A 15,251-nucleotide genomic window follows, 5' to 3' on the forward strand; every position below is an offset into this window, starting at 1 on the left:
AGTGGAAAGACAATGGTCGACGAATCAATTATGGAGTAAGGGAATGGAACGTTTGCTACCATTACATCCTCTCTTGTAGCCATCCTATGAACATGTTAATTGTAAAGCTCAACTGTTTCCTTCAAAAAGTTTACATAATTCGTAATAAAACCTTTAGGCGTTATAATTTTAACTTTATTACCGAATCCTGCTAAAAAATTGGAAAGAAAATCGGTTCTCAGGCAATTCAATTGTCGCAAGGTAATCTCTTGTCGACACTTTTTTAACGAGATTTTTCCCGTATCTCTCAATAAATTGATCTCTTACAGCAACATCTAACAATAGCTGTACACTAACCAAATTTTGTTGATCGTTGTGTTGTTTTACTTCCCTACATTCTTTATCAGCCCTTGAGAGAAAAGAACCGCCTTTTTGGATATTTAATATTCTTGTCAATTTAAACGTTCGATAGTCTTCCCGTTCTAAACTATATGCAAAAAGATACCAATGCATCTCCCTTAAATGTACTTTATAAGGTTCTACAACTCTATACGTCTTGTTTCCTTTTTGATCCACATATTCAAAATTTAACAACCAGTTATGCTCAATTATATCTTCTTTGATTTGACTTCTTCCTGGCCAATCATAAAAGGTTAAATCAAGTTTAGGAGCAATATTTGCACTGGTCATTCCGTTAATTTTTTGAACCGTAGTTTGAATTTCTTGATTCGTAATCAGTTGCTCAAACCTGCCTAAAGCTACGAGTATATTTTCAATATCTTGACTATTTTAATAGCCGCTTATCGAACTTATACTCTTCCATTAGCGCGTGCCCTCCTTCAGCACCATACTTCGCATAAATAGGGATGTTTGCATAACTTAATGTTTCCATATCACGTTGAATCGTTCGTTTCGTTACATTAAAAAGCCGACTAAATTCTGACGCCGAAACAACTTCCTTTTGTAGTAGGATCATAACTATTGAGATAAGTCGCTCAATTTTTTTCATATTTTCCTCCCATATACGACATACTGTTGTCGTCTATGTTCTATTATACTTCAATTACCAAGAGGAGGTAATAAATGATGGAAGCAATAGCATATGTACAATTTGCTGGAAAGGCAGAAAAAGCATTAGGCTTTTATGAAAAGGCATTACAGGCAACAAGCGTAAAAAAGGTTAAATTTGGGGATTTTGGTCATAACCCAAATGCTCCAATAACGGAAGAAGAACAAAACATGATCATGGAATCTCGTATTGAGTTTTCAGGAAATACATTAATGATCTCTGATGTTCTACCTTCTATGGAAGCTGTGACAGATGAAGTCACAAAGGGGAATACCGTCTTAATTAGTATCATCGATGCTGGTCCAGAAATGAATAAACAAAGTTTTGAAAAGCTTTCAGAAGGCTGCACTGTGATCATGCCGTTATCTTCTACGCCATAGTCAGCAAGCTTTGGAATGTTAATCGATAAATTTGATGTAATGTGGAAATTTAATAGTGAGGCAAGTAAATTCCTTGATAGTTTCGTAAATTAAATTTGTACTATTAGAGTTGGGACCTCGTCAATATTTTATTGGAATACGCAATAAGACAGCATTTCCAAACAAACTCTGAAGCTCCTAATTGGGGGATTTTTAGAGTTTGTTTTTTTCTGTTATCGTAGAAGCCTTTCAATTAGAAGTATTGATGTGATAGATTTAGAATATTTATCTATAGTAGAGCACAACATCAAGATATTCATCAGGGACAGTACTTATTGCCCAAAACTAGAGGGGAATCTACATAACAATGGATGAATGATTGAAATATTGCCTCGAGAATCCTACAGCACCTTATACGAGATAAACTAAAAACTCCTCTTCTACAGAAATTCTGAGCTATAAGCTATTTTATTGTAAACAGTTTCATCACCAAGTAAAATATACAGTATAAGTAAATATTTTAGAAAAAGAGAGGGAGTAAGGAGTCATGAACAGCAAAGTGAATACAGCGCAGCTCATTGATCCATCGTACAAGCTATATATTGGCGGTCAATGGGTAGAAGGCACGGAAGGCAGAAAAATAGCTAGCTACAATCCTAGTACTGGTGAAAAACTCTCTGAAGTGATTGATGCGACACATGCTGATGTCGATATGGCAGTGGAAGCAGCGACAAAGGCATTTCAATCATGGAAAACCGTTGGCGTTGAAGAAAGAAGCAAATTACTACTAAAAATTGCTGATTTGATCGACGAAAACGCAGATCATCTAGCAATGGTAGAAACACTAGATAATGGTAAACCGATCCGAGAATCACGTGGGGCTGATGTTCCGTTATGTGCTGACCATTTCCGCTATTTCGCTGGCGTTATTCGTTCTGAAGAAGGAACTGCCAAAGAATTAGATGATGATACATTAACATTAACTTTAAAAGAACCAATTGGTGTTGTAGGTCAAATTATACCATGGAACTTCCCCATTTTAATGGCTGCTTGGAAGATTGCTCCAGCCATTGCAGCAGGGAATACAGTTATTATTCATCCGTCTTCATCTACTTCCCTTAGCTTATTAGAATTGGCTAAATTATTGGATCAAGTATTACCACCAGGTGTAGTTAATGTCATTACTGGTAGAGGTGCTGATTCAGGTGATTATATGCTTCACCATGAGGGCATTAGCAAGCTAGCCTTTACTGGCTCAACAGAGGTTGGTTATACCGTAGCAAAAGCAGCCGCTGATCGTTTAGTTCCAGCTACATTAGAGCTAGGTGGAAAATCGGCAAATATTTTCTTTAATGATGCTCCTTGGGAAAGAGCAATTGAAGGTGCTCAATTAGGTATTTTATTTAACCAAGGACAAGTATGTAGTGCTGGATCGCGTATTTTTGTTCAAGAGGGTATCTATGATAAGTTTGTCAGCGAATTAAAAGCAGCGTTCGAAAATATTAAGGTTGGCCTCCCTTGGGAAGATGGCGTACAAATGGGTGCACAAATCAATCAAAAACAGTTGGATAAAATTTTACAATATGTTGAAATCGGGCAAAAGGAAGGCGCTAAATTAATCACAGGTGGTTATCAAATCAAAGAGAACGGTCTGGAAAATGGTGTGTTTATGGCACCAACTATTCTTGCTGATGCAGATAACAATATGCGTATCTCACAAGAAGAGATCTTTGGACCTGTCGCTACGGTGATTAAATTTAAGACAGAAGAAGAAGCCATTCGCTTAGCAAATGAATCCGAATACGGGCTTGGCGGCGGAGTATGGACAAAGGATCTAAACACGGCTTTGCGTGTATCCCGTAAAGTAGAAACAGGCCGTATGTGGGTGAACCAGTATACGAACTTCTCTGCCGGTGCACCATTTGGTGGTTATAAAAAATCGGGTATTGGTCGTGAGACATATAAAAGTATTCTCGATGCTTATACCCAAACAAAAAATATTTTCATCAGTATGAAAGAGGAAAAAGACGGACTCTATTAATCATTTTAAAGAGCTGTGTTTATAAGCAATGCTAGCTTATAAGACACGGCTTTTTTACGTGGAGAGGAATTATTAATATACGATCGTTCTGACATAAATTCGTAAAATCATTCGTTTTTTAATCAATATTTGATACATTTGTTTTACTTATTGCCCTTTATTCATGTATATTACTAGTAGAAGTGTTTTATTTTTAGCATGGTTAGGAGCGATTAATTTGGAAAGAGTAGTCGGAACAGTTGTCAGAGGTCTTCGTTGCCCCATTATTAATCAAGGTGACAAAATTGAAGACATTGTGGTAAATAGTGTATTAAAAGCTTCCGAGGTGGAAGGCTTTCAAATAAATGATAAGGATATCGTTACTGTTACAGAATCAGTCGTAGCGCGTGCTCAAGGCAATTACGCTTCGATCGATCATATCGCTGCGGACGTCCAAGCCAAATTTGGTGAAGAAACAATTGGGGTTATATTTCCCATTTTAAGTCGGAATCGTTTCGCAATTTGTCTCCGTGGTATTGCGAAAGGCGCTAAAAAAATTGTGCTGATGCTAAACTATCCATCTGATGAAGTGGGAAATCATTTAGTAGATCTTGATACGCTGGATGAAAAAGGCGTTAACCCTTGGACAGATGTGTTAACAGAAAAACAATTCCGTGACCTTTTTGGCCATCAAAAGCATACGTTTACTGGTATTGACTATATTGATTACTATAAATCCATTGTGAAAGAATATGGGATTGAATGTGAAGTTATTTTCGCCAATGATCCAAAAACGATCCTAGACTACACGAAAAATGTACTCAGCTGTGATATTCATTCACGATTCAGAACGAAAAGAATTTTAACGGCGAACGGGGCAGAAAAAGTTTACAGTTTGGATGACATCTTAACCAAATCTATTGATGGCAGTGGTTATAATGAAGCTTACGGCCTTTTAGGTTCTAATAAATCCACAGAGAATACAGTTAAGCTTTTCCCTAGAAATTGTCAGCCTGTTGTAGATAAAATCCAACAGATGCTTAAGGAAAAGACTGGAAATAATGTAGAAGTGATGGTATACGGCGATGGTGCATTTAAAGACCCTGTGGGGAAAATCTGGGAGCTTGCTGACCCTGTAGTTTCACCAGCTTATACATCTGGTCTTGAAGGCACACCAAACGAAGTGAAATTAAAGTACCTTGCTGATAATAACTTTGCTGACTTAAAAGGAAAGGAACTTGAGGAAGCGATTAACAACTATATTGAAAATAAAGGTGAAGATCTTGTAGGGTCCATGGAAACACAAGGAACAACGCCAAGAAAGCTTACTGATCTTATTGGCTCCTTATCTGACTTAACCTCAGGTAGTGGCGATAAAGGTACACCGATTATTTATATCCAAGGATATTTTGATAATTATACGAAGTAAGTAAGAAGCCAGGCACCAGCGATTTTTGTTGGTGTCTGGTTTCATTATCTTTCCTTTCAAAACGATAGATTTCGTTTAAGTGTGACGCTATTTCTGTCTGGGGGAACAAAACATGTAAAGCGGATTCAATTTTCGTTACAATTATCCGATTTGGTTGCCCCCCTAAAAGCATTAATATGGTATTTAACACCAAAAAACATGTAGCCAAACAGGTAAAAGTAAGAAATAGTTCTGAATTTAGGGTAAAGGACCCTACATATGCTATTAAAATTTAGCTTCACCAACACACATTTAAAATACATAGGGGAACTACTCAAATCATTGTTCGCTACAACCTTTAATGTAAAAATTAAGGGTAATCGGATAGTAGTGTGGGAATACATTAATATGCACTTATCACGTTCCGTCATATAAATGTAGCTACTATATATATTCAGTTTCTTGGATTGTCTTAAAAAAAGCCTTTTTGTGGATTAACTATTTGACAGCTTATTCCAAGGTTTGAATTTTTATTAATAAATTGGAAATCTATATTCAGGTGAAAAGGCTTGGAAGTTAGATTGAAAGATCACTCCCTTTTGTTAATTTCAGTGTATAGTAATGTTTATTATGCTGACACTTATTTTGTGTATCAAAAGTTTATGGTAAAACCAGCATTCCTATTTGGAGCTCAAATAGGATAGTGCATAAAATTTACTTCTATGCGTTTGCATTAATGGTGTATTTAGTTATAGTATTCTTATAATGAATGCTTTAGATACCTAAAATGTTTATACAACTAAATAAAGTGAGGGGTTTTATGCTAGAAAAGCGAATGAATGGGATTTTTCAAACATTAGATCAAATAAACTACGCATTGTTACATCACTACGATGAAGTGCTTGAAATTAACACCAAAGCAGTCTTTAATTATCGAGCATGTCCAGCAGCATAATACATTAACAGTCAGTGAACTGACTGAAAAGATGAATGTGACTACAAGTGCAGTTAGCCAGTTGTTAAGTAAATTAGAGAAAGAGCATTATATCGAGCGATCCATTAATCCTAACTCAAGACGTGAAATCGTCGTAACACTTGGCTTGATGGGTAAAGAACTTTATGAATTATATGCAAAAGTAGATGAGCAAATTGTATCAACATACTATGCTAAACTAGATGACGAAGTAATTAGTCAATTGGAACAGGCAGTGAACAAGATCTATAAGGTCATTTTGGAAGAACAAATGAAAGCAAAAGGAGAGTAGTCCCCATGAATTGGATTTATTTAGTTATTGTTTTTACCATTTGTATACCAGGCATTTATTTTATGTATCAGTCGGAAAAAATACATATAAAAGAGGATGATGTGACAGATGGGCAACGATTAATTGCACATGGCTTAACAGCACTTGTATTTTCAGCGATGGGTGCTTATTTTGTTCCTAAGATTCATGTTGTTCAACAAATAGAAATTAGTCAAATTCTATTATATGGTTTAGGTCTAGGTGTTATCTGTTCTCTTAGCCATTTGTTGTTTTATTATATGTATTTAGTGCCAAGATTGACAAAAACAGATTATATGGAAATTGAAACACATTATGTAAATACAGGTATTTTAAGTCGTGTATTTTATGGCGGAGTTGTAGAAGAAGTTATGTTTCGATGGGGCTTGCTTAGCTTATTTATTTGGTTGTTTCAATTAATGAGTATGGGTGATCGTGTTAGTACATTGTTTGCAATTTCCATTTCAAGTGTCTTATTTGCCGTTGTTCATTTACCATCTATTAAACTTGTTGCCTCGCAACCAAAACCTCTTATGTATGTGTATACGATTATTGGTAACATTTGGGTTGGTTTTTTCGCTGGGGTAGCCTTCATCCAAGGGGGATTATTAGCAGCTATATTTGTCCACATGCTTTTCCATTTAATATGGTGGCCAATTCAAAATCGTGAATATGTTAAGTTGCATAGTAAATAAAGGTAAAACAAACTAAGAAACAAAAAATCACCCAGACGTTAAAACAAGGCAATGGTATAGATGGATTTGCTCAACCTGCCTAATCTCAAAGTAAAGGACATGAAGGAATTCGAGGACGATTATCGTTTTTTGGTGGTACCAACAGCTCCATCTCCTTCGCATTGTCCTAAATGTGGCACAGTGCCGAACCTCTACAAGCATGGTACGAAAGAACAGTTATTCTTTGATTTACCTATGCACGCTAAACGTGTAGGTTTAACCATTAAGCGACAACGATATAAATGTCGTGAGTGTGAAGGAACCTTCTTTGAAGAGCTTCATGACATTGATGAAAGTCGTTCCGTCACTGTTAGACTTGTAGACTGGATTCAGCAGGCAAGCCTTGAAAAGACATTTACCAGCATTGCTTACGACATAGGTGTTGATGAAAAGACTGTACGTAACATCTTTAATGACTATGTTGTTGAACTTGAAGCAGAAACAGAGTTCAGAACTCCAAGATGGCTTGGTCTTGATGAAGTTCATTTATTAAAAAACTACCGTTTTGCCGTTACAGATGTTGAAAACAGATCGGTGATTGACATTTTACGAAAACGTAATAAGTCCGTGGTTATTGACTATCTTTCAAAACTTCAAGACATTGATAAAGTTGAACTTGTAGCAATGGATATGTGGAGACCTTACAAAGACGCAGTTAGTATGGTGATTCCACATGCTAAAATCGTTATTGATAAATTCCATTTTGTCAAATTGGCTAATGAATCCTTGGAAAAGATACGTAAAGCGAATCGTCAAAAGGTATCCGCCAAAGAGCGTAGCAATGAGGGAGGGTTCCTTTTGACCCTTTTTCCACACTATTATCCGATTACCCAAAATTAATAACTGCATGGCTATTCTTTTTATATCCGTCCATACTTTTCACCTCATATCTTAGTATGGACAGCTAAAGATAAGGCTAAAAGCGATACCGTCTAAAGGCGGTAGAATTAGACCACGAACTTGGAAATTAAAAATAAATATTTTAAATATTTGCAACCATTTACAACAGCTATTCGCTTCTCCTCTATAAAAGGCCGTTAGATATTACCTGTTGGAATAAGCCGATATTCCCAATGCGTTCGACATTCAAACAGCTTATAATAACCTTCTTGCTCATCTTTTTCCATGTAGCCACATTGCTGGCGCGAATTGAAAACATCTTGCACTTCATTTTCTGTCGCGATATAGTGACTGTCATCTGGCGTAACCCGAATCCAACTTTGTTCAGCATTTTTATCATACATTGATTTTAAACCATAAATTAATACACCTTGTGCGCCTTTATCTTTTACGACTCTAATTTCACTGGTATTATTTTTACCTTTTTCTCCAGCGATTTTCATAAATTCTTCAAGGATATCTTTATTTTTTAGTTTATTATTTTTCCAAACAACATCATCTTCATCTGGAATGAATTCTTTTATTTGTTCGTTCTCCGCCCTGTTATCAGTCGCCTTCCGTATACCTTCCCGTTTTCTTAATTGCTCTTGCGCAATAAGGACAGCAGAACGAAGACTAAATGCATTATCATAGTCCTCCATCTGATCCAAAGCATTCATATCAATTTCATCAATTGCCTCTTGTGCTTCATTAATTTGTTCTTGTTCTGTTGAGTCTTTTATTTTACTTGTCTCCCACTCTTTGACTGTTTCTTCGTCTTCCACTTCAAACAAATCGCTCACCTTCTTGGCTGCTATGTCAATGTTACTGGCATTTCCATTTGCGTTATTGCAACCTTGCAATACCAACACCCCACATATCGTTATAAATAGGCTGATCATGATTGCTTTCCTTTTTATTTGGACAGTAAATCCATTTCTTTTGTTCAAATTACTACCCCCCGTAAAATTAATGTGTCTATCATGGAAGACGTTTAGACTACAAAAAAAAACAGTTCTTGGAAAGTATTTCAGTTACCAAAATAACTTCTTACAACAAATATAACACTTCTAGTTCCATAAACATATTGCTTTTCAAGCTCAATCATTCAAAATATAGGTGGTACTTACCTGGATTTCTGATCTTCTATCTTGTTAAGTGTGATTAGAAATTAATTCGAGATGGGGTCAATACTAAATTCTAATAAGGAAAGAGATTTTGGTCTTGCAAAGATTAAGCATGCAGAAGTTACTCTTGCTTATGCTGGTAATAGCGCTGGTTACGCTAGCAGCTTGCGCGGAGGCAGACAGTTCCACGGATTTCCTGCATGAGAAGGAGGAAGCAGGACAAGCAAAATGAGATGTTTTCGAATTGGAGGTTAATTTTAATGCACAATCACGTTCATTATATTGTTGACACAGCAAAGGAAAACGGATGGAATGTTTCAACTACTATCTGTGTGAAAATCTTCCCAATTATGGATACAACAAATAAAGAGGCTCAGCTATTGCTGCATTCTTTAGCCTATTACACTACCTCAGGAGTCCCACATTCCACCAACTCTTAATAAATAAAGAAGTTGAGATATAAGAAAATACTATATAACAAAAGCCGAACAATTATAAATGGATTGTCCGGCTTGTTTGTATTAAAGTAACCTCACCCCTAACATCGCTATGTCGAAATACTTCGCTTTCCGCAGGACTCCTCAGCTTCCTCGGAAAGCATAGATCGCTTTCCTATTAAATCTTCTGCTCGTACTGTTCCCACAGAAGTCTACATACTTTGGGTACGCTAAAATCTTGCGCATAAACAGTAACGGTTTATTGTTCGTTTGTTTAATCAGCTGTTTTAGTTATGTTCCTATTCTCAATTAAACTTACGCATACTTATCTGTAATCTTTAGATAGAACTCAAATAGTTTAACAGAGGATAGCAAAACTTCTAACGAGAAAAGTAAATGAAAGCGCTCTCTCTGAGGTTCACTTTTTTTCTAAATCATGTCACCGTTACTTATTTGCGACTTCTCTATCCTCTTCTAATTGCCTTTTCTTCAAGATATGGTCAAAGTAATCCGTATATTCAGTTTTACCGCTATAAGAAATCATTAAATACTCAATTGCACGTGTCATCCCAATGTACATTAAAGCCGCCTCTCTATCATTATCTTCTTCTAAAGCAAACGGTGTATTATCTGCATTCACAATAAAGACTGCTTGAAAATCTAGCCCTTTGCTACTATCCAAAGTAAATATCTTTGCAGAGCCGTCGTCTTTTTTATAATTACGTTTTGTTTCTTGATTTTCTGTAACCCATGTATACGGAATTTGATGTTGTTTAAAAGTGCTTTTCAAAATATTTATAACGTTTATTTTATATGTCCTTCTCACACGGTATAAAACGAGCATCTCTTCGTATGGGACTTTCTTTTCCTGGTGAAGTTTCTTCATTGCCCTAGCTACCATCTGTGCTTCTTCATGCAAGCTTGCGGCGCGAGCAAGGACGGGATCAGGCCCTTTTCTTCGAGTGCTTAGTGGAGGGATGATTTCTTGACCTTCCACTGTTCCCGTAATAACCTTTTTTGAAACTGCATGAGCTTGATAAAAATCCCAAGCAAAGTTGATAATCTGTGATGTATTACGGTAATTAATTTGCAAAATTTTTGATCTCCCTCTGAAATCAAGTCCTGCATTTTGCAAGTAATTTCGTCCACGATGGTTTATAGTTTGAGCTCGATCTTCTACTAACAGCATGGAATAAGTTTCTTCGTTCAGTAAGAGACTAACCAGCCTCAGCCATTCCGATTTAAAATCTTGTCCTTCATCAATTAATACTGCATCATACTTCGGTAGAATGGTCTCGTTATTTTCTAATTTCTCTATAACAGTAGGAAGTTGCTCTTCAGTTATGTCCAAATCTTTTTTCAACCACTCATGGAAATTTTTCACAGTAATGCCCTTCATGCAATCATTTTTTTCTGAAATAGCGGCTGCCTCAAATAAATCCGTTGGTTCGTCCATTTTTGCACGTACCATGGTCTCAATTGATCGGGAAAGAGAAATATTATAACAAAGAATAAGGATGTTCCAATCTGGATGTTCTCGCTTAATCAACCGAGCTCGACTTGCTAAAATTAATGTTTTTCCACTTCCAGCTACTCCTCTAATCAAACGATTTTTATCACCTAACTGCTTGGCTAACTTTTCTTGATGTAGATCCATTGTTTCTAAATTATGTAGAGAGAGTAATAGTTGATCGCGATACGGAGAAGCTTGTTTAAATTCTCGACTAATTCGCACTTCTGGAAACAGATGATAGCGGATTGCATTCATCTCTTCGCTAGATAAAGGCTCCCTTAATCGAAAAGGTATGGTAAACATGTTCATCAGTTTCTCTATCAGTAACTCTTCTGAAAAATTATCGTGATCTGGATCAATTTCATCACGAGTTAGTAGCAAGGTAGGTTCAGCCACTTCGTAAAGATCTGTTTTGATACATTGCTTCTGATTCAGCCGGGTTAAAACCGCCCCATACCCACATGGAAACTTCAGCTTTCCTAGATATTTTCCCTCTTGGTGGGTTAGATTTTTATCTTTTTTAAGTAAGTTCTGAACAGAAAACATATAATCTTTTGCTTGTTTCAAAGGTGAATCCACAGTTACCATTCCGTCACTTTTACTATTAATGATCCATTCGTTTTTAGTAAGGCGGTGAAGCGTGTTAATCGTATAATCTTTCACTTCTAAAACGAGTAAACCTAAATAAGGGCCAATAATTAAGAAATCTGGCCTTTTCCCATTAATTTCGGGTTCATAATAAACGATATAATCATCATCCAAACATTCTTTCAGGGTATGAAAAAGAATACGCTCTCCTACCGTAGCTGAACTTCGAATAGATTCCGGTACTGTGATTGCCACACGGATCTCTCCCTTAACTTTTTTATTTCCTAAACTTTCTCAATTATATAGGTATTATTTACTATAGTAACATTAATTGGATAATTTAGGAATATCAATAATGATATAATTACGTATGCTTCCTAAAGGGAGGTCCTCTGTTTAAAGATCGGTGTAGTTACTTCATTCCTGATATTTTTCGTTTTTGCACCGTGTAGATATACCTATTTACGATATTGGTTGCTTTTTAAATTGATTTCCTTTTCCAATTAGTGATTTATAAGTTTTTCTATGTTTAAGGTAATCCATAACATATTTTATGCTTATAATTAAAAATAACCCACTGGGACCATAAAAAGAAGTGCGTTCGAAAATAATACGTAACGCCAAACAAATACAAGATATTACTAGATAGATAATCGCATCTCTTAATGAAGCTGACATTTTTCGTTTCTCACGTTCTATGTAAGAGGGGGCGTCAGAAAAAATATCGCTTTGTTTATTTGTAGATGATGTGTAAAATATATGTTTAGAATACGATTGGTTTTTTGATAGTAATTTCCATCCAGCATCTTCAAATAGATCTTTATATTCTTGGTAATCCTTTTTTCTATTAAATTCACGGAAATCAATCTTATAAATGACATCTTTTTTTTGAATCGGTTCAAAAATGTAAGAGCATCCGCCTTCGCCCTCGTCGCTATACTTTTTTAATATCCATCCATTTTGTACCATCGTTTGTAGCCATTGCTCTTCTTCAGTAAATGCAGAAAACTTCTTGCTTACTTTTTTCAAAAAACTTTTCTTCACTAATTACTCCTCGCTTTCATGAAGGATTATTTTAGACATATGGATTAGATTTATATATTTGTTATATTCCGCAAGTAGGGCTTCTTTTCCGTCATCTGTGATACGGTATGTTATCCTTCTACGACTTCCTGATTCAATTTCTATTGTTTGGATCCATCCTTTCTTCTGAATATTTTTTATCACGCCGTAAAGTGTACCTGGTGCAATAACATAAATTCCTCTACTTACATTTTCAATGGCTTTAATTATTCCATAACCATGCAATGGCCCTTGGTAAAGTGCCAACATGATTAAATATGTAGGCTCAGACAATGGATTAATCATGATCACCTCATTCATATCGATAATAGATATATCGACAGTCAGTGTATTGTAATAGAATAATACACCTTATATGTATCGAGTGTCAATATATTAATTGAAATGGGTTAACTAAATATATTCAAAAGCCCCCATCTGTCATTAAATGGGAGCTTTTCACCATAATTTATTTTTATAAACTTACTACGATTATTTATGGTAGATTTTAGCATAATATAATTGGGGTTGTATATCTCTTTTTGCCTTTAATAAAATGTCCATTCAAAAACGATTCAATACCTGGTAACTATTTCAACTTCTTCATAGAAGCTGAGTCTGTTTCAGTGCAAGAACTGCTACAGGATTTTTTAAGTGCACAGGCTGCACACTTACCTTGTTTGCTTTTTTTTATATGGCGAACCATCATCCAGCCCGCATACCCAAATATAACTAAACCAATTAATATATTCACAATCATGGAACACGCCTCCTTTTTTAAAAGAATAGTCCTCCAATTTGATAGATGATGATAGAAATGACATAAGCGATGAGCAAGGAATATATAATGGAGATATAGGTCCATTTTTTAGAAGCCGTTTCTTTTCTAATGGTAGCTACTGTCGCTAAGCATGGAACATATAGCAGGATAAATGACATAAAACTCAATGCTGAAAGAGCAGAATATTGAGCACTTAATATGCCTGTCAGTGACGCTGTATCCGGAACATGATAAATAATATTCATGGTAGATACAACTACTTCCTTTGCTAGAAATCCCGTTAGTAAGGATGCAGCTGCTTGCCAAGTTCCAAATCCTAATGGTTGAAAAATAGGTGCCAAAACTCCACCAATCAAAGCAAGAAAGCTATCGTCCATGTCCACATTTAATCCGTGTGGTCCTGCATAGGTCAGCAACCATATTAAAACCGAACCTGCAAAAATAAACGTCCCTGCCTTCCGAATAAACCCTTTCCCTTTTTCCCATGTACTCCTCCATAATGTTAAAGCTTGAGGAACACGGTATGGGGGTAACTCGATAACAAACACACTTTTTTCATTTTTTAAGAATAGATAGGAAAATATTCGCGCCATCACCATAGCTACGACAATTCCAAGCACATATAGAGAAAGGACCACTAATGCTCGATGTTTCACAAAAAAGGCACCAACGAATAAAGCATATACAGGAAGACGTGCAGAGCAAGACATTAAAGGCGTTAGTAAAATCGTTAACAACCTTTCTTTTGGTTGTTCAATGGTACGTGCTGCCATAATTCCGGGAACATTACATCCAAAACCAATAATCATTGGAATAAAAGCTTTCCCGTTAAGTCCGATGGATTCCATTATCCTGTCCATCACCATTGCAACCCGAGCCATATAACCAGAATCCTCTAGGAAAGAGATAAGGAAAAACATGATAAAAATTTGTGGGACAAATACGAGCACTCCACCTACACCAGCCACAATTCCATTAAGCACCAAGTCTTTAATGAAACTAGAAGCACCAATAGCATTTAATCCATTCTCCAAGCCGTTAGTTAACGGGCCAGAGAAAAATCCATCTAATACATCCGACAACGGTGATCCTAACCAATCAAACGTCAGCATAAACATCACGTACATAGAGAATAAGAAAATTGGCAGGCCAAGAAATTTGTTTGTGACTATGCGATCTATTAATTCAGTCGTAGTCGTTTTATTTGACGAAGTGACCGTTATAACCTGTTCCAATATATGAATAATTTTTTGATCTCTCATATGGTAGATAAATTGCCTTAAAGAGAAAGAATGCCCGCGCTTTACAAGTTCTTCTTCTGCTTCCCGCTTCATTTGTTCAAGCATAGCTGTACTTGACATGTGTTGATCCAAATAGGATGTTACTCGTTTATTACTTTCTAAATATTGAATAGCCACCCATCTTTTATTCAAGTTAGCTTCATTTGGAATAAGTTTGCTGATTCGATCAATCATTTCTTCTAAAAATCCATAGTCCACTTTAAAAATAGAAGTAGTCTGCGATTCTTCCGTTGTATGGTTCGTTAGTTCCTTCGTTAATAGATCACAGCCTTTACCCGTTCGAGCTATAATCGGAACTATACTGACACCTAATAGGTCTGCTAGCTTCTTGTTATTAATTTTCATCCCTCTTATTTGGGCGACATCTATCATATTAAGCCCCACTATAAGAGGCTTGCCAAATTCCATTAATTGAATCGTTAGCTGTAGATTGCGTTTTAGCTGGGAAGCATCAATAATATTCAATATTTTCTCAAATTCACCCGTCAATAAAAATTCTGTCACCACTTCTTCGTCTTTAGAAAGAGGATTTAATGAGTATACACCAGGCAGATCGACTAACAGACCTTTTTGGTTGCGAAGCTTGCCCACCTTTTTTTCAATCGTTACACCGCTCCAGTTTCCTACATATTCATAGGATCCTGTTAGGTTATTAAAAAGTGATGTTTTACCAGTATTGGGGTTTCCAAATAATGCAAATTGAGACACGTG

General features: G+C 36.1%; 16 protein-coding genes. 8 read left to right on the forward strand and 8 right to left on the reverse strand.

What is annotated here, in order from left to right; translation table 11 throughout:
- Window positions 1-177 precede the first annotated feature (177 nt).
- Both KBP50_RS22360 and KBP50_RS22365 read right to left on the reverse strand, forming a co-directional pair.
- Window positions 178-669, reverse strand: coding sequence for a helix-turn-helix transcriptional regulator (locus KBP50_RS22360; RefSeq protein ID WP_236691371.1), 492 nt, complete (start codon window positions 667-669; stop codon window positions 178-180).
- Between the two features lie 94 nt (window positions 670-763).
- Window positions 764-988 carry a helix-turn-helix transcriptional regulator gene (locus tag KBP50_RS22365; RefSeq protein ID WP_236691370.1) on the reverse strand — a complete coding sequence of 75 codons (225 nt, stop codon included), beginning with the start codon at window positions 986-988 and terminating at the stop codon, window positions 764-766.
- Between the two features lie 74 nt (window positions 989-1,062).
- Here KBP50_RS22365 and KBP50_RS21485 point away from each other — a divergent pair, with 74 nt between their 5' ends.
- The 7 genes from KBP50_RS21485 to KBP50_RS21510 all read left to right on the forward strand — a co-directional run bounded on the left by KBP50_RS21485 (window position 1,063) and on the right by KBP50_RS21510 (window position 7,692).
- Entirely contained in the window at window positions 1,063-1,428 is a 366-nt protein-coding gene (locus KBP50_RS21485) for a VOC family protein (protein WP_328219002.1), read from the forward strand.
- 526 nt (window positions 1,429-1,954) lie between these two features.
- Window positions 1,955-3,448 carry an aldehyde dehydrogenase family protein gene (locus tag KBP50_RS21490; RefSeq protein WP_050350664.1) on the forward strand — a complete coding sequence of 498 codons (1,494 nt, stop codon included), beginning with the start codon at window positions 1,955-1,957 and terminating at the stop codon, window positions 3,446-3,448.
- Window positions 3,449-3,665: 217 nt separating this feature from the next.
- A complete protein-coding gene (locus KBP50_RS21495; RefSeq protein WP_050350663.1) occupies window positions 3,666-4,856 on the forward strand; it encodes a coenzyme F420-0:L-glutamate ligase in 1,191 nt (396 codons plus the stop codon).
- A gap of 799 nt (window positions 4,857-5,655) precedes the next feature.
- On the forward strand, window positions 5,656-5,790 hold the full coding sequence (locus KBP50_RS22615) for a hypothetical protein (RefSeq protein WP_280528726.1): 135 nt from the start codon (window positions 5,656-5,658) through the stop codon (window positions 5,788-5,790).
- Window positions 5,738-6,100 carry a MarR family winged helix-turn-helix transcriptional regulator gene (locus KBP50_RS21500; protein ID WP_236691369.1) on the forward strand — a complete coding sequence of 121 codons (363 nt, stop codon included), beginning with the start codon at window positions 5,738-5,740 and terminating at the stop codon, window positions 6,098-6,100. The genes KBP50_RS22615 and KBP50_RS21500 overlap by 53 nt, the downstream gene beginning before the upstream one ends.
- A 5-nt stretch (window positions 6,101-6,105) precedes the next feature.
- Window positions 6,106-6,813 carry a CPBP family intramembrane glutamic endopeptidase gene (locus KBP50_RS21505; RefSeq protein WP_050350662.1) on the forward strand — a complete coding sequence of 236 codons (708 nt, stop codon included), beginning with the start codon at window positions 6,106-6,108 and terminating at the stop codon, window positions 6,811-6,813.
- 99 nt (window positions 6,814-6,912) lie between these two features.
- Window positions 6,913-7,692 (forward strand): ISL3 family transposase, encoded by a 780-nt coding sequence (locus tag KBP50_RS21510; RefSeq protein ID WP_175609405.1) that lies wholly within the window; start codon window positions 6,913-6,915, stop codon window positions 7,690-7,692.
- 197 nt (window positions 7,693-7,889) lie between these two features.
- Here the strand turns inward: KBP50_RS21510 and KBP50_RS21515 are convergent, their stop codons facing one another.
- On the reverse strand, window positions 7,890-8,681 hold the full coding sequence (locus KBP50_RS21515) for a hypothetical protein (protein WP_050350661.1): 792 nt from the start codon (window positions 8,679-8,681) through the stop codon (window positions 7,890-7,892).
- Window positions 8,682-8,912: 231 nt separating this feature from the next.
- Between KBP50_RS21515 and KBP50_RS21520 the strand changes: the two genes are divergently transcribed.
- Window positions 8,913-9,062 carry a hypothetical protein gene (locus tag KBP50_RS21520; protein WP_157858443.1) on the forward strand — a complete coding sequence of 50 codons (150 nt, stop codon included), beginning with the start codon at window positions 8,913-8,915 and terminating at the stop codon, window positions 9,060-9,062.
- A 678-nt stretch (window positions 9,063-9,740) separates the two neighbouring features.
- On the opposite strand, the gene KBP50_RS21525 is transcribed toward KBP50_RS21520, so the two are convergent.
- From KBP50_RS21525 to feoB, 5 genes are all read right to left on the reverse strand, one after another.
- Window positions 9,741-11,651 (reverse strand): 3'-5' exonuclease, encoded by a 1,911-nt coding sequence (locus KBP50_RS21525; RefSeq protein ID WP_050350659.1) that lies wholly within the window; start codon window positions 11,649-11,651, stop codon window positions 9,741-9,743.
- 207 nt (window positions 11,652-11,858) lie between these two features.
- Window positions 11,859-12,440: a DUF2812 domain-containing protein gene (locus KBP50_RS21530; protein WP_050350658.1), complete on the reverse strand. Its 582-nt coding sequence runs from the start codon at window positions 12,438-12,440 to the stop codon at window positions 11,859-11,861.
- Between the two features lie 3 nt (window positions 12,441-12,443).
- Window positions 12,444-12,764, reverse strand: a complete 321-nt coding sequence (locus KBP50_RS21535; protein ID WP_050350657.1) for a PadR family transcriptional regulator — start codon at window positions 12,762-12,764, stop codon at window positions 12,444-12,446.
- A 283-nt stretch (window positions 12,765-13,047) separates the two neighbouring features.
- Entirely contained in the window at window positions 13,048-13,218 is a 171-nt protein-coding gene (locus KBP50_RS21540) for a FeoB-associated Cys-rich membrane protein (RefSeq protein WP_050350656.1), read from the reverse strand.
- 17 nt (window positions 13,219-13,235) lie between these two features.
- The gene (gene feoB / locus KBP50_RS21545; protein ID WP_050350655.1) at window positions 13,236-15,248 is read right to left on the reverse strand and encodes a ferrous iron transport protein B; all 2,013 of its coding nucleotides are present in this window, start codon (window positions 15,246-15,248) and stop codon (window positions 13,236-13,238) included.
- Window positions 15,249-15,251 lie beyond the last annotated feature (3 nt).

It is taken from the genome of Virgibacillus pantothenticus, from assembly GCF_018075365.1.
Taxonomy (GTDB): domain Bacteria; phylum Bacillota; class Bacilli; order Bacillales; family Amphibacillaceae; genus Virgibacillus; species Virgibacillus pantothenticus.